The sequence below is a fragment of the Herbiconiux sp. VKM Ac-1786 genome (assembly GCF_015350805.1).
Classification (GTDB): domain Bacteria; phylum Actinomycetota; class Actinomycetes; order Actinomycetales; family Microbacteriaceae; genus Herbiconiux.
Genome location: NZ_JADKSG010000002.1, coordinates 451,140 through 470,612 on the forward strand (window position 1 = coordinate 451,140; position 19,473 = coordinate 470,612).

Sequence of the window (19,473 nt, forward strand, 5' to 3'; positions counted from 1 at the left end):
GGCGGCGTTTAGACTTGGACCCCACGCCGAGACAGCCGGAGAATCAGTGCCCTCGAACGACTCCTTCGTGCATCTGCACGTCCACAGCGAATACTCGATGCTGGATGGCGCGGCCCGCGTGAAACCCCTGATCGAGGCCGCGAAAGAGCAGGGCATGCCGGCGGTCGCGGTCACCGACCACGGCAACGTCTTCGGCGCCTACGACTTCTGGAAGACCGCCACCGAGGCGGGTATCAAGCCCATCATCGGCACCGAGGCCTACCTCACGCCCGGCACCCACCGCACCGACAAGACGCGCATCCGCTGGGGCAACGGCGGGGGAGACGACGTCTCCGGCGCCGGCGCCTACACGCACATGACGCTCCTGAGCGAGTCGACCGAGGGCATGCACAACCTCTTCCGGCTGTCCTCGAAGGCGTCGATCGAGGGCTACTACTTCAAGCCCCGCATGGACCGGGAGCTGCTCAGCCAGTACGGCAAGGGCCTGATCGCGACGACCGGCTGCCCGTCGGGCGAGGTGCAGACGCGCCTGCGTCTCGGCCAGTACGACGAGGCCGTCAAGGCGGCGTCCGACTTCCGCGACATCTTCGGCAAGGAGAACTACTTCGCCGAGATCATGGACCACGGGCTCGAGATCGAGCGCCGGATCATGCCCGACCTGATCCGGCTCGCGAAGCAGCTCGACCTGAAGCTCGTCGCCACCAACGACCTGCACTACACGCACGCCCACGACGCCACGAGCCACGCGGCGCTGCTCTGCGTGCAGTCGGGATCGACCCTCTCCGACCCGAACCGCTTCAAGTTCGACGCCGACGAGTTCTACCTCAAGTCCGCCGCCGAGATGCGCCAGCTCTTCCGCGACTACCCCGACGCCTGCGACAACACCCTGCTCATCGCCGAGCGCTGCGAGGTGGCCTTCGACACGAACGCCAACTACATGCCGCGCTACCCGGTGCCCGAGGGCGAGACCGAGGCGACGTGGTTCGAGAAGGAGGTCGAGGCGGGCCTGAAGGAGCGCTACCCGAACGGGGTCACCCAGGAGGTGCGCGAGCGCGCCGACTACGAGGTCGGCGTCATCAAGGGCATGGGCTTCCCGGGCTACTTCCTCGTCGTCGCCGACTTCATCAACTGGTCCAAGCGCAACGGCATCCGCGTGGGCCCCGGCCGTGGCTCCGGCGCCGGCTCGATGGCCGCCTACGCCATGAAGATCACCGATCTCGATCCGCTCGTGCACGGGCTCATCTTCGAGCGCTTCCTCAACCCCGACCGCGTCTCCATGCCCGACTTCGACGTCGACTTCGACGACCGGCGCCGCGGCGAGGTCATCAAGTACGTCACCGAGAAGTACGGCGACGAGCGCGTGGCGCAGATCGTCACCTACGGCACCATCAAGGCCAAGCAGGCCCTGAAGGACTCGGGCCGCGTGCTCGGCTTCCCGTTCAGCATGGGCGAGAAGCTCACCAAGGCGATGCCGCCGCCCATCATGGGCAAGGACATCCCGCTCTCCGGCATCTTCGACAAGGCGCACCCGCGCTACAAAGAGGCTGTCGACATCCGCACCGTCATCGAGATGGACCCGGAGGCCCGCACGGTCTTCGATACCGCCCTCGGCATCGAGAACCTCAAGCGCCAGTGGGGCGTGCATGCGGCCGGCGTCATCATGTCGAGCGACCCGCTGATCGACATCATCCCGATCATGAAGCGGGAGCAGGACGGCCAGATCGTCACCCAGTTCGACTACCCCGCCGCGGAGTCGCTCGGCCTGATCAAGATGGACTTCCTCGGGCTGCGCAACCTCACGATCATCGACGACGCGCTCGACAACATCCGAGCGAACCGGGGCGAAGACCTCGTGCTCGAAGACCTGACGCTCGACGACAAGCCCTCCTACGAGCTGCTCGCCCGGGGCGACACGCTCGGCGTCTTCCAGCTCGACGGCGGGCCGATGCGCGGCCTCCTCCGGCTGATGAAGCCCGACAACTTCGAGGACATCTCGGCGGTGCTCGCGCTCTACCGCCCGGGCCCGATGGGCGCCGACTCGCACACCAACTACGCCCTGCGCAAGAACGGCATCCAGCCGATCACCCCCATCCACCCCGAGCTCGAGGAGCCCCTGCGGGAGGTGCTCGGCGGCACCTACGGCCTGATCGTCTACCAGGAGCAGGTGATGTCGATCGCGCAGAAGCTCGCGGGCTTCACGCTCGCGCAGGCCGACCTGCTGCGCCGCGCGATGGGCAAGAAGAAGAAGAGCGAGCTCGACAAGCAGTACGCGGGCTTCTCGAAGGGGATGCACGACAACGGCTACTCCGAGGCCGCCGTCAAGACGCTGTGGGACATCCTGCTGCCCTTCTCGGACTACGCCTTCAACAAGGCGCACTCCGCGGCCTACGGTGTCATCTCCTACTGGACCGCCTACCTCAAGACGCACTACCCGGCCGAGTACATGGCCGCCCTGCTCACGAGCGTCGGCGACTCCAAGGACAAGATGGCGATGTACCTGTCCGAGTGCCGCCGCATGGGCATCAAAGTGCTGCCGCCCGACGTCAACGAGTCGATCGGCTTCTTCACCGCCGTCGGCACCGACATCCGTTTCGGCATGGGTGCGGTGCGGAACGTCGGCATGAACGTGGTCGAGCTGATCAAGCAGGCGCGGGAAGAGAAGGGCGCCTTCACCTCCTTCGGAGACTTCCTGAAGAAGATCCCGCTCGGCGCCACGAACAAGCGCACCATCGAGTCGCTGATCAAGGCGGGCGCCTTCGACTCGCTGGGCAACACCCGCCGCTCGCTGATCGAGGTGCACGAGGGCCTGATCGACAACGCCGTGTCGCAGAAGCGCAACGAGGCCAACGGCCAGGTCGGCTTCGACTTCGACTCGCTGTGGGACGCACCCGAGGAGGTCCACGACATCCCGGCGCGGCCCGAGTGGGCGAAGCGCGACAAGCTCGCGTTCGAGCGGGACATGCTCGGCCTCTACGTCAGCGACCACCCGTTGGCCGGCCTCGAGATCGAGCTCGCGAAGCACGCGTCCACGAGCATCCTGGACCTGATCGAGTCGGACCACGTGAACGACGGCGATCAGGTCACCGTGGCCGGGCTGATCACGAGCGTGCAGCACCGCGTGGCCAAGCAGTCGGGCAACCAGTACGGCATGATCACCGTCGAGGACTTCGGCGGCGAGATCACCGCGATGTTCATGGGCAAGACCTACCAGGAGTTCGGTCCGGCGCTCACGAACGACGCCATCGTGGTGGTGCGCGGGCGCGTGTCGATGCGCGACGACGGCATGAACCTGCACGCGTACAGCCTGTTCCAGCCGGCGCTGTCGCAGGTCGGCGGCTCGGGGCCGCTGCACATCTCGCTCGCCGAGACGCGGGCGACGACCGACACGGTGCAGGCGCTGAACGACGTGCTGATCCGGCACGCCGGCGACACCGAGGTGCGGCTCAGGCTGATGAAGAGCGACAACGTGCGCGTGTTCGAGGTGCCCTACCAGGTGCGCGTCACGGCTGATCTGTACGGCGAGCTGAAGTCGCTGCTCGGGCCCAACTGCCTGGTTTGAGCGGAGCGCAATGGGGAGTGGTCCCCACCCTCGCGGGCTGCACTCCCGGCTGAGGCGTGCGAGGATTCCGGTGGGTTCGAAGGGCCCGATGACCGGGGGCCCGATGACCGGGGGAGGGGACGGCTGAGATGACGGGTGGTTTCTGGGGCGCCGACGCCGACCAGCTGCGCGCGCTGGCGAAGGATTTCGACCAGAAGGCGACGCAGCTCGCGGGCATGGCGAGCACGCTCACCGCCTCGATCAACGGCGCCGGCGCCTGGTCGGGTCCGGATGCGGCCCTGTTCAAGCACGACTGGAACAGCACCTACCGGGTCTCGCTCTCGAGTGCGAACCAGGCGCTCGTCGCGGCGGCATCCGCTCTGGTGAAGAACGCGGACCAGCAGGAGCAGGCCAGCGCGGTCGACGGCGGGGGCGGGCCCGGGGGATCGGGGCCCGGCGGCAGCGGGCAGGGCGACGACCAGGGGGACAACCCCTTCCCCGGGGCGAACGGCTCGGGCAGCGGCGAGACGGATGATGACGGCTCGCTGCTCGACGACATCCTGAACAGCCCCGTGGTCGGGTCGCTGCAGGACTACCTCGACGCGGCCGGGATCGTCGGCGGCATCGACGCGCTGCTCCAGCTGCGGCTGGGCGGGGCCTTCTCGTCCCTCGACGCGGCACTGGACTTCCGGGCCTTCGCCGGCGGCTTCAACACGGCGAGCGACTTCTTCGGCGGCAACAACTGGGGCTCGCTCACCCAGGGCCTCAGCAACGTGCTCGGCGACGGCGCCCTGGCGAGCCGGGTGGGCTCGGCGGCCGAGTTCCTCGGAACGGCCGGCAAGGTGCTCGGTCCCGCGGGTGTCGTGCTCGGCTACGCCGGGGCCTACAACAGCTACCAGAACGGCGACTACGTGCGCGCGGGCTACGACGGGGTGGCCACCACCATCGGAGCGATCGCCCTGTTCACGCCCCCGCCGGCGAGCCTCGTGCTCGGCGCCGTCTCGGGCGGCATGGCCCTCGGCGGACTGCTCTACGACAACGTGCCGATCTTCCACGACGCGGTCGACAACACGGCCGAGGCCATCGGCGACGCGGGCGAGGCCATCGCCGAGGGCGCCCAGGACTTCGCCGAGGGCGTCGCCGACGTGGCGGAGGACCTGTGGCCGTGGTGAGCGCCGCGGTAACTGACCGCCTTCCCCCTTACGCCCGCCTCATGACCAGGGACTGCCTCATGACCAGGGACCGCCTCACAACCAGGGAGCAGAGATGAACGACACCCGCACCCGGGACGCAGCCGAGCCCGCCGCCTCCACCGTCGATGCCCCGAGCTACGGCGCCGGTGAGCTCGCCTACGCCCTGTCGCTGGCCGAGGGCCCGGCGCGCGCGCAGGCCGAGAAGATGCTGCAGGTGAAGCCCGGCTTCGTCACCGACCAGACCGCGGCGCTCGGCGCGTCGAGCCTGGTGGCCCGCGGCGAGCTGACCGTCGACGGCGACGTGCTCGAGCCGCGCGGCGGCATCCGCCTGCTGATCGCCGCGATCCAGACGGCCGTGCGCTGGACGGAGATCGCCATGATGAACGAGGGCGACGTCGAGGCGGCCGTCTACCTGCAGACGCCCGGGCTGTCGATGCTGCTCTCGCCCGCCGCGATGAGCACGTGGACCATGGTGGTCAGGGCCCCCGCCTACACGGATGCCCAGTTCCTCGCGCGGCTCGTGACCGACAACGCGGCTCGCCATCCGCTCGGCACCGCGTACTTCGGCACCGAGGTGCCGGGTTCGCCGAAGCACCACCTGTTCGTGCGGCCGAGCGCGGCACCCGACCCCTTCGGTCGCCGCTGGGATCTCGCCGACGCCGAGGCGCCGGGCGACGGCCGCAGCGACGACGTCGGTGACGCGGCGCTGCTCGACCGGCTGGCCGCGTTCGTCGCCCTCCCCGACCTCCCCGCCCCTCCCGCCGCATGAACGCGCCCGCACCCCGTCCCGACGGCCTGCCGCCGGAGCCGTTCGCCTGGATGAGCACCAACTCGCCGTCCGGACGCTTCCGCATGACGCTGAAGAAGCCGCTGAGCGAAGCGCTGCTGGGCGTCCTCCTGCTGGGCGTCGGCATCCTGTTCGGGGTGTCGGCGATCGGCAAGGAGTCCGCCGGTGCGGCCGTGGTCGGCGCGGGGCTGCTCATCCTTGCGGGTGGGGCCGGGGTGATGATGCTCGTCATCGCGGGGGCGCGGGCGCGCTGGTTCCGGGCGTTCGAGCGGGTGCACGGGCGGCCGCCGGTCTGAGCCGGCCGCCAGCCGCCCGCCGCCCGCCGGTAGGCTGGTACCGCCATGATCCGAACGATTGACCTCCGCGGCCAGACCCCCACCCGATCCGAGTTCGTGCAGCTGGTGCCGCGCGCCGACACCGACGTCTCGGTGGCCCACGAGGCCGCCGCCGCCCTGGTGGAGGCGGTGCGGAGCGACGGTCTCGTCGCCCTGCGCGACCAGGCCCGCCGCTTCGACGGCGTCGAGCCCGAGCACGTGCGGGTGCCGCAGCAGCACATCGACGAGGCCGTCGCAGGCCTCGAGCCCGCCGTGCGCGCCGCCCTCGACGAGGCGATCGTGCGGGTGCGCCAGGCCACCGCGGCCCAGATCCCGGATGCCCGCACCACCGAGCTGGCCGACGGCGCCGTGGTCCAGCAGCGCTGGCAGCCGGTCGATCGCGTCGGGCTCTACGTGCCGGGCGGCAAGGCCGTCTACCCCTCCAGCGTCGTGATGAACACGGTGCCCGCCCAGCTGGCCGGCGTCGGATCGATCGCCATCGCCTCCCCGCCGCAGCGGGAGTTCGACGGACGCGTGCACCCGACGATCCTCGCCGCGGCCGGGCTCCTCGGCGTCACCGAGGTCTACGCCATCGGGGGAGCGGGCGCGATCGGTGCCCTCGCCCACGGCGTCGACGAGATCGGGCTCGACCCGGTGCAGGTGATCACCGGCCCCGGCAACGTCTACGTCGCGGCCGCCAAGCGCGTCGTGCGCGGCGTGGTCGGAATCGACTCCGAGGCCGGCCCCACCGAGATCCTGATCGTCGCCGACGGCACCGCCGACCCCGCGTTCGTCGCCGCCGACCTGGTCAGCCAGGCCGAGCACGACGAGCTCGCCGCCGCGGTGCTCGTCACCGACTCGCCCGCCCTGGCCGACGCCGTGCTCGCGCAGCTCGACTCGGTGGCCGCGTCGACGAAGCACGCCGCCCGCGTGGCGATCGCCCTCGACGGCCCGCAGTCGGCCGTGGTGCTGGTCGACTCGATCGAGCTGGCCGCCGCCTTCAGCAACGCCTACGGCCCCGAGCACCTCGAGGTGCAGGTGGCCGATCCGGATGCGGCGCTCGCCCTCCTGACGAACGCCGGCGCCATCTTCGTGGGCGCCTACTCGCCGGTCAGCCTCGGCGACTACCTCGCCGGGTCGAACCACGTGCTGCCGACCGGCGGGCAGTCGCGCTTCTCCTCCGGGCTCGGGGCGTACACCTTCCTCCGGCCGCAGCAGGTCATCCGCTACTCCTCCTCGGCCCTGCGCGAAGTCGCCGACCGCATCGTGGCGCTGGCCGACGCCGAGAACCTGCCGGCGCACGGCGAGGCGGTCACGGCGCGGTTCGCGCGGTAGTCCCAGCCGCTCCGGCACGGCTCCTGCACCGTGCCGCGGGGCGGCGGTGTTCTCCCCAGGCGTGCGCGGTGCGGCCGGGATGCGCGTGCGAGCCGGTACCCTGGAGGGGCCATGTTCTGCCCTTACTGCCGCTACCCCGACTCCCGCGTCGTCGACTCGCGCACCACCGACGACGGCCTCGCCATCCGCCGCCGCCGTCAGTGCCCCGACTGCGGTCGCCGCTTCAGCACCACCGAGACGGCCTCGCTCAACGTCATCAAGCGCTCCGGCGTGGTCGAGCCGTTCAGCCGCGAGAAGATCGTCAGCGGTGTGCGCAAGGCCTGCCAGGGCCGCCCGGTCACCGACAGCGACCTCGCGGTGCTCGCGCAGCGGGTCGAAGAGACCGTGCGGCTGAGCGGCGCCGCGCAGATCGAGGCGAACGACATCGGTCTCGCCATCCTGCAGCCCCTCCGCGAGCTCGACGAGGTCGCTTACCTCCGCTTCGCCAGCGTCTACCAGGGCTTCGACTCGCTCGACGACTTCGAGGCGGCCATCACGCTGCTCCGGGTCGAGCACGAGCAGGCGGCCGCGGCCGGGGGCGACACCGCTCGCACGGCCGAGTGAGCGCCTACGGCCTGCTCTTCCGGCACGTGCTGTCGAAGATGGATCCGGAGGCGGCGCACCACCTGGCCTTCTCGGTCATCGAGGGCATCCCGCGGGTCGGGCTCGAGAAGCTCGTCGCCCGCTTCACCCGGCCCACGACCGACATCTCGGTGACGGCGCTCGGCCTGCGCTTCCCGACGCCCTTCGGGCTCGCGGCCGGGTTCGACAAAGACGCGAAGGGCATCCGGGGCTTCGGCGCCCTCGGCTTCGGCCACGTCGAGGTCGGCACCATCACCTCGCGGGCCCAGCCCGGCAACCCGAGGCCGCGGCTGTTCCGGCTGATCGCCGACCGTGCCGTCGTGAACCGCATGGGCTTCAACAACCACGGGGCGGCCTCCGCGGCGCTGCGGCTGGCGCGGGTGCGCTCGGCCGAGCATCCGCGACCCGTCATCGGGGTCAACATCGGCAAGAGCCGCGTGGTCGACGTCGACGACGCGGTCGACGACTACCTCGAGAGCACGCGGGCGCTGGCGCCGATGGCCGACTACCTGGTCGTGAACGTCAGCTCGCCCAACACGCCCGGCCTGCGCGGGCTGCAGGAGCTCGACCGGCTGCGACCGCTGCTCGCGGCGGTGAAGGGCGAGGCGGGCTCGACGCCGCTCCTCGTCAAGATCGCGCCCGACCTCACCGACGACGAGGTCGCGAAGATCGCCTCGCTCGCGGTGGAGCTCGGGCTCGACGGCATCATCGCCACGAACACGACCATCTCCCGCGAGGGGCTCCGCACGCCGGCCTCGGTCGTCGAGGCGGCCGGGGCGGGTGGGCTGTCGGGGGCGCCCTTGGCGGCGCGGTCGCTCGAGGTGCTGCGGAGCATCCGCTCGGTCGTGCCCGCGTCGATGTGCGTCATCTCGGTCGGGGGAGTGGAGACCGCGGCCGACGTCACGGCGCGGCTCGATGCCGGGGCGACGCTGGTGCAGGGATACACGGCGTTCCTCTACCGGGGTCCGCTCTGGGCCCGCGAGATCAACCGCGGGCTGTCGAGGGCCTAGCCCCTCCGCCCGACCACGGTCAGGCTTCGGGGTCGGCTGCCGCGGTCTCGAACGCCGGGGGTTCGGCTACTTGGGGAACTCGCCGCGCTTGACCTGCGGCTTGGGCAGGCGCAGGCGGCGGAACTGCAGCGCGCGCATGGTCGCGTACCAGCGCAGACCGCGCTCGACGTTCTCGGCGCCGAACTTCGTGCGCAGCTTCTTCATCAGGCGGAAGTTCACGAACACGCAGTCGCCGATCACGATCAGCACGAAGGCGTAGAGGCCGAGCATGACGCCGGCCTGCAGCTCGGGCGCGGGCACCAGCGTGAGCAGGATGACGACGAACATCGCGGGGATGATGAACTCGCCGAGGTTGAAGCGCGCGTCGATGTAGTCGCGCACGTAACGGCGCTGGGGGCCCTTGTCGCGCAGCGGCAGGTACTTCTCGTCGCCGTTCGCCATGCCGACGCGGGCGCGCTCGCGCAGCTCCTGCTGGCGGCGGCGGGCGTCTTTCGTCGCCTCTTTGCGGTCGTTGGGAACCAGGGGGCGCTTGTTGGCCGCTTCGCGCTCCTTGCGGGTCGGCGTCGCGTGCCCCTTGCCCGTTCCGGTCTGCTCCTCCACAGGAGCCTCGATCACGGGTTCTGCTGCACTGCTTTTTCTGGCCACGGTGTCCTCGTTCGTCGGTCTCTTAAGATTACCTTCATGACAGACGCTCCAGACTCCTCGTTGCCTCAGAATGCTGCTCGCGGTCTCACCGACCGTGAGGCCGCCCTCGTCGAGGCGGTGCAGCTCGCGCTCCCGGCGAGCATCGCCGAACTGAGTGCGCTCGTGCGCATCCCCTCGGTGTCGTGGTCGGCGTTCGACCCGGCCCACGTGGCGGCCAGCGCCGAGGCGGTGGCGGGTCACGCCCGCGAGCTCGGCGTCTTCGAGTCGGTCGAGATCCTGCGCGCCCCCATGGCCGACGCCGACGGGCAGCCGGGCGAGCTCGGCCAGCCCGCGGTGCTCGCCACCCGCGCGGCCCGCAACGGGCGGCCCACCGTGCTGCTCTACGCGCACCACGACGTGCAGCCCCCCGGGCGCGACGAGGAGTGGGAGTCGCCGCCGTTCGAGCCGACCGTCCGCGGCGACCGCCTCTACGGCCGGGGCGCCGCCGACGACAAGGCGGGGGTCGAGTCGCACCTGTCCGCCATCCGTGCGCTCACCGAGGTCGCCGGCCCCGACTTCGACTTGGGCCTCGTCCTCTTCATCGAGGGGGAGGAGGAGTTCGGCTCCCGCTCCTTCGCGAACTTCCTCGAGGCGCACCGCGAGAAGCTCGCGGCCGACGTCATCGTGGTGGCCGACTCCGACAACTGGGATGCGCAGACGCCGTCGCTCACCGTCAGCCTCCGTGGCAACGTCACCTTCCGCCTCACCGTGTCCACGCTCGCGCACGCCTCACACTCGGGCATGTTCGGGGGAGCGGCGCCCGACGCGATGGTCGCCGCCGTGCGCCTGCTGGCGTCCTTCCACGACGAGACGGGTGCGGTCGCGGTCGAGGGGCTCGAGGGCCGCGAGATCGACGCCCCGCCCTACAGCGAGGAGACGCTCCGCGACGACGCAGGCCTGCTCGACGGCGTCACCCCGCTCGGCAGCGGGTCGGTGCTGTCCCGCCTGTGGGCGAAGCCGACGGTCACGGTCACGGGCATCGACGCGCCGTCGGTGGCGAACGCCTCGAACACCCTCATCCCCAGCGTCTCGGTGCGCATCAGCGCTCGCATCGCCCCCGGCCAGCCGGCGCAGCAGGCCTACGAGGCCATCGAGCGGCACATCCGCAGCCACGTCCCGTTCGGGGCGCACGTCGCCATCGACGACGTCGACACCGGAGACCCGTTCCTCGTCGACACCTCGGGCTGGGCCGTCACCGCCGCGAAAGACGCGATGCGCGACGCGTGGGGCGCCGAGCCGGTCGAGGCCGGCATCGGCGGGTCCATCCCGTTCATCTCCGACCTCGCCCGGGTCTTCCCCGAGGCGCAGATCCTGGTCACCGGCGTCGAAGACCCGAACACCCGGGCGCACAGCCCGAACGAGTCGCTCCACCTCGGCGTCTTCAAGCGGGCGATCCAGACCGAGGCGCTGCTGCTGCTGAGGCTCGACGGGCGCGGCGGGAATTCCTGAGCCGGGTCCCGGGTTCACGGAGTTAGACTTCATCCATCCTTCCGATCGACAAGGAGTGCACATGAGCGACACGATCCTGACGGCTGCCGTCGAGGCGCCGGCTCACAAGGTGGGTCTCACCGACACCGCCGCCACCAAGGTCAAGAACCTGCTCGAGCAGGAGGGCCGCGACGACCTGCGTCTGCGCGTCGCCGTCCAGCCCGGTGGCTGCTCGGGCCTGATCTACCAGCTGTACTTCGATGAGCGCATGCTCGACGGCGACGCGGCGGTCGACTTCGACGGCGTCGAGGTCATCGTCGACAAGATGAGCGTCCCCTACCTCGAGGGCGCCACCATCGACTTCGAAGACACCATCCAGAAGCAGGGCTTCACGATCGACAACCCGAACGCCTCGGGCAGCTGCGCGTGCGGAGACTCGTTCCACTAGTCGCCACGCCGTCAGCGCAGATCCCCGCGCATCCGAGAAGGGGCCGTTCCACACCGGGACGGCCCCTTTTTCGCGCGCTACCACCCTCGGATGCGGGGTGGCTGTGGCTCCGACCGGTAAATCGACACAGTAGGCTAGGAGAAGGTCAAATACACTGATGGTGTAGCTTCCCGAAAGGTCTCTGGTGCGCTCTAACCGACGTCTCCGATGGGCCGCGATCCCTATCGCGGCGCTCATGTCCGTTGTCCTCGCCGGCTGCACGCAGGACCAGCTCCAAGGCTGGCTTCCCACCGAGCCCGGCACCACGAACAACGTCGACCGCGTCATCGGCCTCTGGGTCACGTCGTGGATCGTGCTCCTCATCGTGGGTGTGCTCACCTGGGGCCTCACGATCTGGGCGATCGTCGTCTACCGCCGTCGCAAGGGCCAGACCGGTCTGCCGGCCCAGCTGCGCTACAACATGCCGATCGAGATCTTCTACACGGTCGTGCCGCTCATCCTCGTTCTCGGCTTCTTCGCCTTCACGGCGCGCGACCAGAGCGCGATCGAGGCGGCCTACGAGAAGCCCGACTACACCATCCAGGTGTTCGGCAAGCAGTGGGCCTGGGACTTCAACTACACCAACGACGACGTCTACTACGCCGGTGTCCAGGGTCAGGACGACCCCGACGACGACAACGGCAACCTCGTCGAGTCCGAGATCCCGACCCTGTACCTGCCCGTCGGCAAGCAGATCGAGATCCAGCTCGAGTCGCGCGACGTCATCCACTCCTTCTGGGTCATCGACTTCCTCTACAAGAAGGACATGCTGCCCGGCAAGACGAACTACATGTACGTCACGCCCGAGAAGGAGGGCACGTACACCGGCAAGTGCGCCGAGCTGTGCGGCGAGTACCACTCGATGATGCTCTTCAACGTCAAGGTCGTCTCCCAGCAGGAGTACGACAGCTACATCGAGTCCCTCCGTGCCGCCGGCAACGAGGGCCAGCTCGGTCACGAGTACGACCGCAACCAGAACCTCCCGGGCATCGGCGAGCCCGCGCACGAAGAAGAGTAGGAACGCGACATGACTGCAACCGTCGACGTTGCGCCCGCGAGCGGCGCAGCTCTCCCGGCGCCCACTCCGACCCCCTCCAAGACGGTCGGCCGCAAGGGCAACATCCTGGTCAAGTGGATCACCTCCACCGACCACAAGACCATCGGGTACATGTACCTGATCTCGTCGTTCCTGTTCTTCTGCCTGGGCGGAGTGATGGCCCTGGTCATCCGCGCCCAGCTGTTCGAGCCAGGTCTCGAGCTGCTGCAGACGAAGGACCAGTACAACCAGCTGTTCACCATGCACGGCACGATCATGCTGCTCATGTTCGCGACGCCGCTGTTCGCGGGCTTCGCCAACGTGATCATGCCGCTGCAGATCGGTGCGCCCGACGTGGCGTTCCCGCGTCTGAACGCGTTCGCCTTCTGGCTGTTCCTGTTCGGCTCGCTGATCGCGGTCTCTGGCTTCCTCACCCCGCAGGGCGCCGCCTCGTTCGGCTGGTTCGCCTACGCGCCGCTGTCGTCGACGACGTTCACACCAGGAGACGGCGGAAACCTCTGGGTCTTCGGCCTCGGCCTCTCGGGCTTCGGTACGATCCTCGGTGGCGTGAACTTCATCACCACGATCATCACGATGCGCGCCCCGGGCATGACCATGTTCCGCATGCCGATCTTCACCTGGAACATCCTGGTGACGTCGATCCTCGTGCTGATGGCCTTCCCGGTGCTCGCCGCCGCGCTCTTCGCCCTCGGCGCCGACCGCGTCTTCGGAGCCCACATCTACGACGCCGCCAACGGCGGTGTCTTGCTCTGGCAGCACCTGTTCTGGTTCTTCGGCCACCCCGAGGTCTACATCATCGCGCTGCCGTTCTTCGGCATCGTCTCCGAGGTGTTCCCCGTCTTCAGCCGCAAGCCGATCTTCGGCTACAAGACCCTGATCTACGCGACGATCTCGATCGCCGCCTTGTCGGTCACGGTCTGGGCGCACCACATGTACGTCACCGGCTCGGTGCTGCTGCCGTTCTTCGCCCTGATGACGATGCTCATCGCGGTGCCGACGGGTGTGAAGATCTTCAACTGGGTCGGCACGATGTGGCGCGGCTCGGTGACGTTCGAGACCCCGATGGTCTGGGCGATCGGCTTCCTCATCACCTTCACCTTCGGTGGCCTCACCGGCGTCATCCTGGCGTCGCCGCCGCTCGACTTCCACGTCTCCGACACCTACTTCGTGGTGGCGCACTTCCACTACGTGGTGTTCGGCACCGTGGTGTTCGCGATGTTCTCGGGCTTCTACTTCTGGTGGCCCAAGTGGACCGGCAAGATGCTCAACGAGCGCCTCGGCCACTGGCACTTCTGGCTGCTGTTCATCGGCTTCCACACGACGTTCCTGATCCAGCACTGGCTGGGCGTCATGGGCATGCCGCGACGGTACGCGACCTACCAGCCCGAAGACGGCTTCACCTGGATGAACCAGCTCTCCACCATCGGTTCGTTCATCCTCGCGGCCTCGATGATCCCGTTCTTCCTGAACGTCTACGTCACGGCCCGCAAGGCGCCGAAGGTCACGGTGAACGACCCCTGGGGCTACGGCCGATCGCTCGAGTGGGCGACCTCGTGCCCGCCCCCGCGGCACAACTTCACCTCCATCCCGCGCATCCGCTCGGAGTCGCCGGCGTTCGACCTCAACCACCCCGAGGCCGGCATCCCGGTCGGCGTGGGCCCGGCGAAGGACGCCCCCGACGCCCCGACGTACGACATCGTGAACGACAAGGTGAAGTAGCCCCATGAGAGCCAATACCAACCTCTTCTGGATCCTGACCGTCTTCATGGTGCTGGCCGCCGCGGCCTACACCGTGTGGTCGCTGATCTGGTACGACGGCCAGCTCGAGTGGGTCGGCACCGTCGGTATCAGCCTCGCGGCGGTGCTGTCGGCCTTCCTCGCCTTCTACCTGAGCCGCGTGCACAAGGCCCAGGGCGCGGAACTACCCGAAGACCGCCTCGACGCCAACATCGACGACGGCGACCCGGAGATCGGCTTCTACAGCCCCTGGAGCTGGTGGCCCATCATCCTCGCGGGTGGCGGCGCCCTCCTCATGCTCGGCCTCGCGGTCGGCTTCTGGATCTGCTTCCTCGCCGGCGCCCTCGTCCTCGTCGCCGTGGTCGGCTGGACCTACGAGTACTACCGCGGCTACTTCGCCCGCTGACCACTCCCCGCACCACCCCGAAGGCCCGCTCCCACCCGGAGCGGGCCTTCTGCGTTCCACGGGGCGTGGCAAGCTCACACCCACGCTCTGCCGCAGCAGCGGGTCGATGTCGCTGGCGCCGAGCCGAACGGTCGTGCCTTCCTGGGCCGGACGCTCCTGGGGAACGACGAAGCGCCCGCCCCAGGAAGGGACGAGCGCTTCGGCGGACGGTGCGCTGACACGAGTTCAGCGACCCCCTCCTCCTGTCACGGGCAGATCGGCAGGTTCTCCAGATTCGCGCTGAGGACGGTCGCGCCTGGTCAGTGGGCAACCTCGTGCCCACCGCCGCGGCACAACTTCACCTCCAACCCGCGCTTCCGGTCGGAGCCGTCGGAGTTCGACCTCTGCCACCCCGAGGCCGGCATCCCGGTTGGCGTGCGCCCGGCGACGGACACGCCCGATGCCCCGACGTACCACCTCATGAGTGACAAGGTGAAGTAGCCCCATGAGTTGCTGATCTGGTACCAAGGCCAGCTCGAGTGGGTCGACACGGTCGGCATCAGCCTTGCGCGGTGCTGTCGGCCTTCCTCGACTGGGAGAAGGCCCGCAGCCCTCAGGGGCGCGGGCCTTCATCGTTGTCAGGTCAGCTCGTCAGTTGCACAGCGGCATAGTGCCGAGGGTGGCGTCGAGGACAGCCGGTCCGCCGAGCAGGACGAGGTGCTTCGGTGCCAGGGCGCGGACTTGTGCAGCGACCTCTGCAGGCAGGCACTCCTTGCGGACGAGCAGCACGGGTGAGTTGTTCCGCCCTGCGAGCACCCCTCCTGCAAGAGCATCGGGGAAGTCGGAGCCCGTCGCGAGGTACACGGTATCCACCGGTGCGGTGAACGTCGCGGACACGACCTTTGCCGCGGTCAGGAATCGATCGTCACCGTCGAGCCGTGTCACCTTGGCTCCGAGGACGGAAAGGTCAGCGGCGATTCCGGAAGAGACTGTGTCTTCGCCACCGATGACTGTGCTACTGGACACTCCTCGGGCGGTCAGCAAGGCTTTTTCCTGCGGCGTAAGACCGGTGCTGGCACCGTTCACGAGCAGCACCGGCGCCTGGGTCTTGGCCGCAGCCGGGCTGGCACTCAGCGCGTCAGGGAACTTGAGCCCGGTCGCCACGAACACCGACGACGACGACGGTGCTCCGATGGTCGGATGAGTGATCAGGTTGCGTGACACCTCGAAGCGATCAGCTCCTGCGATTCGCGTGACTGTCGGGTGGTTGGACAGGCCGGAGAGATCAGCGATCACATCGGCGGAAACGGCGGCTTCACCCCCGACGACGACGATGTTCTCCGGCTTGAGGTAGGCGGAGAGCTGGGTGCGTACGTAGTAGGGCAACTCCTTCTTCGTGGTCAGCAGGAGGGGTGCTTGGCGTTCTGCGGCGGTTGCGGCGGCGCTCAGCGCATCGGGATAGTTCTCCCCACTGGCGATGTAGACGAGCGGAGTCTTCTTGTAACCGGCGATCTGGCTCGCCGTGTCATATCTGTCTTCGCCGGATATCCGCTCGACGATGGACGCTGCGGGCACGATGTCCATCGTGCAGGCTTTGCTGCTGAAGCTGCCGACGTTGTTGCGGGCCTCCATTGTGAAAGGGAAGCTCCCGACCTTCGTGGGTGTTCCCGTGATCACCGGCGCCCCACCGCGAGGACTCGCTCCGATCTTCAGACCGTCGGGGAGGGCACCGGCGATGATGGTCCCGTCGAAGCCCGATCCGTTCTCGTTGTCCGCGGTCTCGAAATTCACCGTGGCGCCGATCTTGGTGACCGCGGGGGGACAGATCAACCAGGGGCCGCCGGCGGCCGATGCGGCGAGCGGTGTCCCGGCAGCTGTTGACAGCGCGACGGCTGCCAGTGTCAATGTGGCTATCAGTGACCCGCGGCTGCGGGATCGGTGGCGCGGGGGAGTGTTCACGGGCCTGTCCTTCTTTCGGTGGTATAGGTCATCTGAGACTGATGCCCGAGAAGCACAGGGTGTGAGGAGCAATTGCTACTCACACAACGCGAAGCGCCCGCCCCGGGAGGGGACGGGCGCTGGGCGGAGCTGCGGCGGGCGGGTGCCCGCGCGCGGTCAGTGGTGCGTGTTGCCGCCGGTCTGGTCCTCGAGCTCGCCGCGGGCGGGGGAGCCGGTGCCGACAGCGGGGGCGTGGCCGTGGCCGTGGGCCGCGTCGAGCTCCGCGCGGGAGGCCGGGGCGATGCGGTCCTCGAAGAACCAGTTCGACATGGCCGACCGCAGGCGCATCACCGGGGTGATCTTGCCGTTCGAGTTCGGGCGCAGCATGATCGGCTCGAAGGACTCGTAGTCGACCAGCTTCCAGCGCTCGTAGTCGTCGAGCTGCTCGTGCACCTCGATGTACTCGCCGCCCGGGAGGCGGACGATGCGGCCCGACTCGTAGCCGTGCAGCACGATCTCGCGGTCCTTCTTCATCAGTCCGATGCAGACGCGCTTCGTGATGAAGTACGCGATGAACGGGCCGAGCACCGCCCACGCCTGGACGACGTGGATGACGCCCTCGATGGAGAGCTGGAAGTGCGTCGCCATGAGGTCGGACGAGGCCGCCGCCCAGAGCGCCGCGTAGAACGTGACGCCGGCCGCGCCGATGGCGGTGCGGGTCGGGGCGTTCCGCGGGCGGTCGAGGATGTGGTGCTCGCGCTTGTCGCCCGTGACCCAGCTCTCGACGAACGGGTAGATGGCGACGAACAGGAGCAGCAGCACCAGCGCGATCACCGGGATGATGATGTTGAACGACCAGGTGTGGTTCAGCCAGACGAACTCCAGGCCCGGCGGGATGAGTCGCAGAGCGCCGTCGGCGAAGCCGATGTACCAGTCGGGCTGGGTTCCGGCCGAGACGGGGGAGGGGTCGTAGGGGCCGTAGTTCCAGATCGGGTTGATCGTGAAGAACGACGCCATCAGGGCGATGACACCGAACACCAGGAAGAAGAAGCCGCCGGCCTTCGCCGCGTACACGGGGAGGATCGGGTAGCCGATCACGTTCTTCTCGGTGCGGCCGGGGCCGGCGAACTGGGTGTGCTTGTGCACGACCACGAACACCAGGTGCAGGGCCAGGAAGGCGACCAGGATGGCCGGCAGCAGCAGGATGTGCAGCGTGTACAGGCGCCCCACGATCGCCGTGCCCGGGAACTCGCCGCCGAACAGCAGGAACGAGGTCCAGGTGCCGATCACCGGCATGCCCTTGATCAGGCCGTCGATGATGCGGAGGCCGTTGCCCGAGAGCAGGTCGTCGGGGAGCGAGTAGCCGGTGAAGCCCTCGGCCATGGCGAGGACGAACAGCACGAAGCCGATCATCCAGTTCAGCTCACGGGGCTTGCGGAACGCACCCGTGAAGAACACGCGCAGCATGTGCAGGCCGATGGAGGCGATGAACAGCAGCGCCGCCCAGTGGTGGATCTGGCGAACCAGGAGGCCACCGCGCACGTCGAACGAGATGTGCAGCGCCGAGTCCATGGCGGCCGACATCTCGACGCCCTTGAGCGGCACGAACGCGCCCTCGTAGTGCGTCTCGACCATCGAGGCCTGGAAGAAGAACGTCAGGAACGTTCCCGACAGGATGATGACGACGAAGCTGTAGAGCGCGACCTCGCCGAGCATGAACGACCAGTGGTCGGGGAAGATCTTGCGGCCGAACTCCTTGACGACCGCCGAGATGCTCGTGCGCTCGTCGAGGTAGTTCGCGGCGGCGCCGGTGATGCCGCCGCCCTTCTTCGGAGTGGCCGGAGACTCTGCGGCCTCGGTCCTCTCGATCGTGCTGGTCATGAACGCTCCCAGAAGCTAGGTCCGACGGGCTCGTGGAAGTCGCTCTGCGCCACGAGGTAGCCCTCCGAGTCGACCTCGATGGGCAGCTGGGGCAGCGGCCGCTTGGCCGGCCCGAAGATCACCTTGGCCTCGTTCACCACGTCGAAGGTCGACTGGTGGCAGGGGCAGAGGAGGTGATGGGTCTGCTGCTCGTAGAGTGCCACCGGGCATCCGACGTGCGTGCAGATCTTGGAGTACGCGACGATGCCGTCGTACGACCAGCCCTCGCGCTCCGGGCTGATGTTCAGGTCGGCCGGGTCGAGGCGCATGAGCAGCACCGCGGCCTTGGCCTTCTGCTCGAGCAGGTCCTCGCGCTCGTTCAGGCCCTCGGGGATGATGTGGAACACCGATCCGATGGTGATGTCGGATGCCCGCACCGGGATGCCGCTCGGGTCGAGCGTCAGCCGCGAGCCCTTCTTCCACATCGTGTGGCTGAGCAGCTCGACCGGGTCCTGGTCCTGCGGGCCGAGGCCGCGGAAGAGCACGAGGCCGGGCAGCGGGAAGGCGATGATCGCGCCGATCAGGCTGTTCCGGATGAGGGTGCGTCGTCCGAAGCCCGACTCCTTGTCGGCCTGGTCGAAGATCTCGACGGCCCGGGCCCGCGTCTCGTCGGTGCCGCGCACGGGGTGGCGGACGTCGATGCCCTCCTTGTCGACCATCAGCGCCTTGCCCCAGTGCACGGCGGCGAGGCCGATGCCGAAGAGGGCGAGGGCGGAGCCGAGGCCGATGAACAGGGTGTTCAGCCGCAGGGCGACGGGGTCGCCGTCTTCGATCGGGAAGGCCATGTAGGCCGCGAGGGCGAAGATGCTGCCCGCGATCGAGAGGTAGAACAGGGTGTAGACCGTGCGGTCGGCGTGCTTCGCCTTCGCCGGGTCGAGATCGGTGACGCGCGCGCGGTGCGGCGGCTCTCCCGGGTTCTCCACGTCGGAGCCAATGACCGCTGTACCCGCCGAAGTGCGATGACTCGTCTCGACGGCCGACGAATCGGAGGCGGCTGAGTCGATGCCGCTCACCTCGTCATGTGCCATTGTGTATCCCT

16 protein-coding genes and 1 pseudogene are annotated in these 19,473 nt (G+C 68.7%); 13 read left to right on the forward strand and 4 right to left on the reverse strand.

Annotated elements, in window-relative coordinates:
• Positions 1 to 97: 97 nt before the first annotated feature.
• From dnaE to ITJ64_RS13125, 7 genes are all read left to right on the forward strand, one after another.
• Complete coding sequence (gene dnaE, locus ITJ64_RS13095) at positions 98 to 3,559, forward strand: DNA polymerase III subunit alpha (protein ID WP_370545268.1); 3,462 nt, start codon at positions 98 to 100, stop codon at positions 3,557 to 3,559.
• A gap of 128 nt (positions 3,560 to 3,687) precedes the next feature.
• The gene (locus ITJ64_RS13100) at positions 3,688 to 4,710 is read left to right on the forward strand and encodes a hypothetical protein (protein ID WP_194681225.1); all 1,023 of its coding nucleotides are present in this window, start codon (positions 3,688 to 3,690) and stop codon (positions 4,708 to 4,710) included.
• Positions 4,711 to 4,804: 94 nt separating this feature from the next.
• Positions 4,805 to 5,500 (forward strand): hypothetical protein, encoded by a 696-nt coding sequence (locus tag ITJ64_RS13105; protein ID WP_194681226.1) that lies wholly within the window; start codon positions 4,805 to 4,807, stop codon positions 5,498 to 5,500.
• Positions 5,497 to 5,814, forward strand: a complete 318-nt coding sequence (locus ITJ64_RS13110; protein ID WP_194681227.1) for a hypothetical protein — start codon at positions 5,497 to 5,499, stop codon at positions 5,812 to 5,814. The genes ITJ64_RS13105 and ITJ64_RS13110 overlap by 4 nt, the downstream gene beginning before the upstream one ends.
• A gap of 45 nt (positions 5,815 to 5,859) precedes the next feature.
• Positions 5,860 to 7,167 (forward strand): histidinol dehydrogenase, encoded by a 1,308-nt coding sequence (gene hisD / locus ITJ64_RS13115; RefSeq protein ID WP_194681228.1) that lies wholly within the window; start codon positions 5,860 to 5,862, stop codon positions 7,165 to 7,167.
• A 111-nt stretch (positions 7,168 to 7,278) separates the two neighbouring features.
• Entirely contained in the window at positions 7,279 to 7,770 is a 492-nt protein-coding gene (nrdR, locus tag ITJ64_RS13120; protein ID WP_173180872.1) for a transcriptional regulator NrdR, read from the forward strand.
• Positions 7,767 to 8,798 (forward strand): quinone-dependent dihydroorotate dehydrogenase, encoded by a 1,032-nt coding sequence (locus ITJ64_RS13125; protein WP_194681229.1) that lies wholly within the window; start codon positions 7,767 to 7,769, stop codon positions 8,796 to 8,798. Before nrdR ends, ITJ64_RS13125 begins: the two co-directional genes overlap by 4 nt.
• Before the next feature lie 66 nt (positions 8,799 to 8,864).
• On the opposite strand, the gene ITJ64_RS13130 is transcribed toward ITJ64_RS13125, so the two are convergent.
• Positions 8,865 to 9,443: a DUF3043 domain-containing protein gene (locus ITJ64_RS13130; RefSeq protein WP_194681230.1), complete on the reverse strand. Its 579-nt coding sequence runs from the start codon at positions 9,441 to 9,443 to the stop codon at positions 8,865 to 8,867.
• Between the two features lie 36 nt (positions 9,444 to 9,479).
• On the opposite strand from ITJ64_RS13130, the gene ITJ64_RS13135 reads away from it, so the two are divergent.
• The 6 genes and pseudogenes from ITJ64_RS13135 to ITJ64_RS18955 all read left to right on the forward strand — a co-directional run.
• Positions 9,480 to 10,931: a dipeptidase gene (locus ITJ64_RS13135; protein WP_194681231.1), complete on the forward strand. Its 1,452-nt coding sequence runs from the start codon at positions 9,480 to 9,482 to the stop codon at positions 10,929 to 10,931.
• Between the two features lie 61 nt (positions 10,932 to 10,992).
• A complete protein-coding gene (gene erpA, locus ITJ64_RS13140) occupies positions 10,993 to 11,358 on the forward strand; it encodes an iron-sulfur cluster insertion protein ErpA (protein ID WP_173180876.1) in 366 nt (121 codons plus the stop codon).
• A 184-nt stretch (positions 11,359 to 11,542) separates the two neighbouring features.
• Positions 11,543 to 12,415 carry a cytochrome c oxidase subunit II gene (coxB, locus tag ITJ64_RS13145; RefSeq protein ID WP_370545180.1) on the forward strand — a complete coding sequence of 291 codons (873 nt, stop codon included), beginning with the start codon at positions 11,543 to 11,545 and terminating at the stop codon, positions 12,413 to 12,415.
• 9 nt (positions 12,416 to 12,424) lie between these two features.
• A complete protein-coding gene (gene ctaD, locus ITJ64_RS13150) occupies positions 12,425 to 14,173 on the forward strand; it encodes a cytochrome c oxidase subunit I (protein ID WP_228508675.1) in 1,749 nt (582 codons plus the stop codon).
• A gap of 4 nt (positions 14,174 to 14,177) precedes the next feature.
• Positions 14,178 to 14,597, forward strand: coding sequence for a cytochrome c oxidase subunit 4 (locus ITJ64_RS13155; RefSeq protein ID WP_194681233.1), 420 nt, complete (start codon positions 14,178 to 14,180; stop codon positions 14,595 to 14,597).
• 300 nt (positions 14,598 to 14,897) lie between these two features.
• Positions 14,898 to 15,077 (forward strand): annotated as a pseudogene (locus ITJ64_RS18955) (cytochrome ubiquinol oxidase subunit I); the annotation flags it as partial.
• 150 nt (positions 15,078 to 15,227) lie between these two features.
• Here the strand turns inward: ITJ64_RS18955 and ITJ64_RS13160 are convergent.
• The 3 genes from ITJ64_RS13160 to ITJ64_RS13170 form a co-directional block, all read right to left on the reverse strand.
• On the reverse strand, positions 15,228 to 16,535 hold the full coding sequence (locus ITJ64_RS13160; protein ID WP_194681234.1) for a cell wall-binding repeat-containing protein: 1,308 nt from the start codon (positions 16,533 to 16,535) through the stop codon (positions 15,228 to 15,230).
• Positions 16,536 to 16,691: 156 nt separating this feature from the next.
• Positions 16,692 to 18,395, reverse strand: a complete 1,704-nt coding sequence (locus ITJ64_RS13165; RefSeq protein ID WP_194681235.1) for a ubiquinol-cytochrome c reductase cytochrome b subunit — start codon at positions 18,393 to 18,395, stop codon at positions 16,692 to 16,694.
• Positions 18,392 to 19,462 (reverse strand): ubiquinol-cytochrome c reductase iron-sulfur subunit, encoded by a 1,071-nt coding sequence (locus tag ITJ64_RS13170; RefSeq protein WP_194681236.1) that lies wholly within the window; start codon positions 19,460 to 19,462, stop codon positions 18,392 to 18,394. Before ITJ64_RS13170 ends, ITJ64_RS13165 begins: the two co-directional genes overlap by 4 nt.
• Positions 19,463 to 19,473 lie beyond the last annotated feature (11 nt).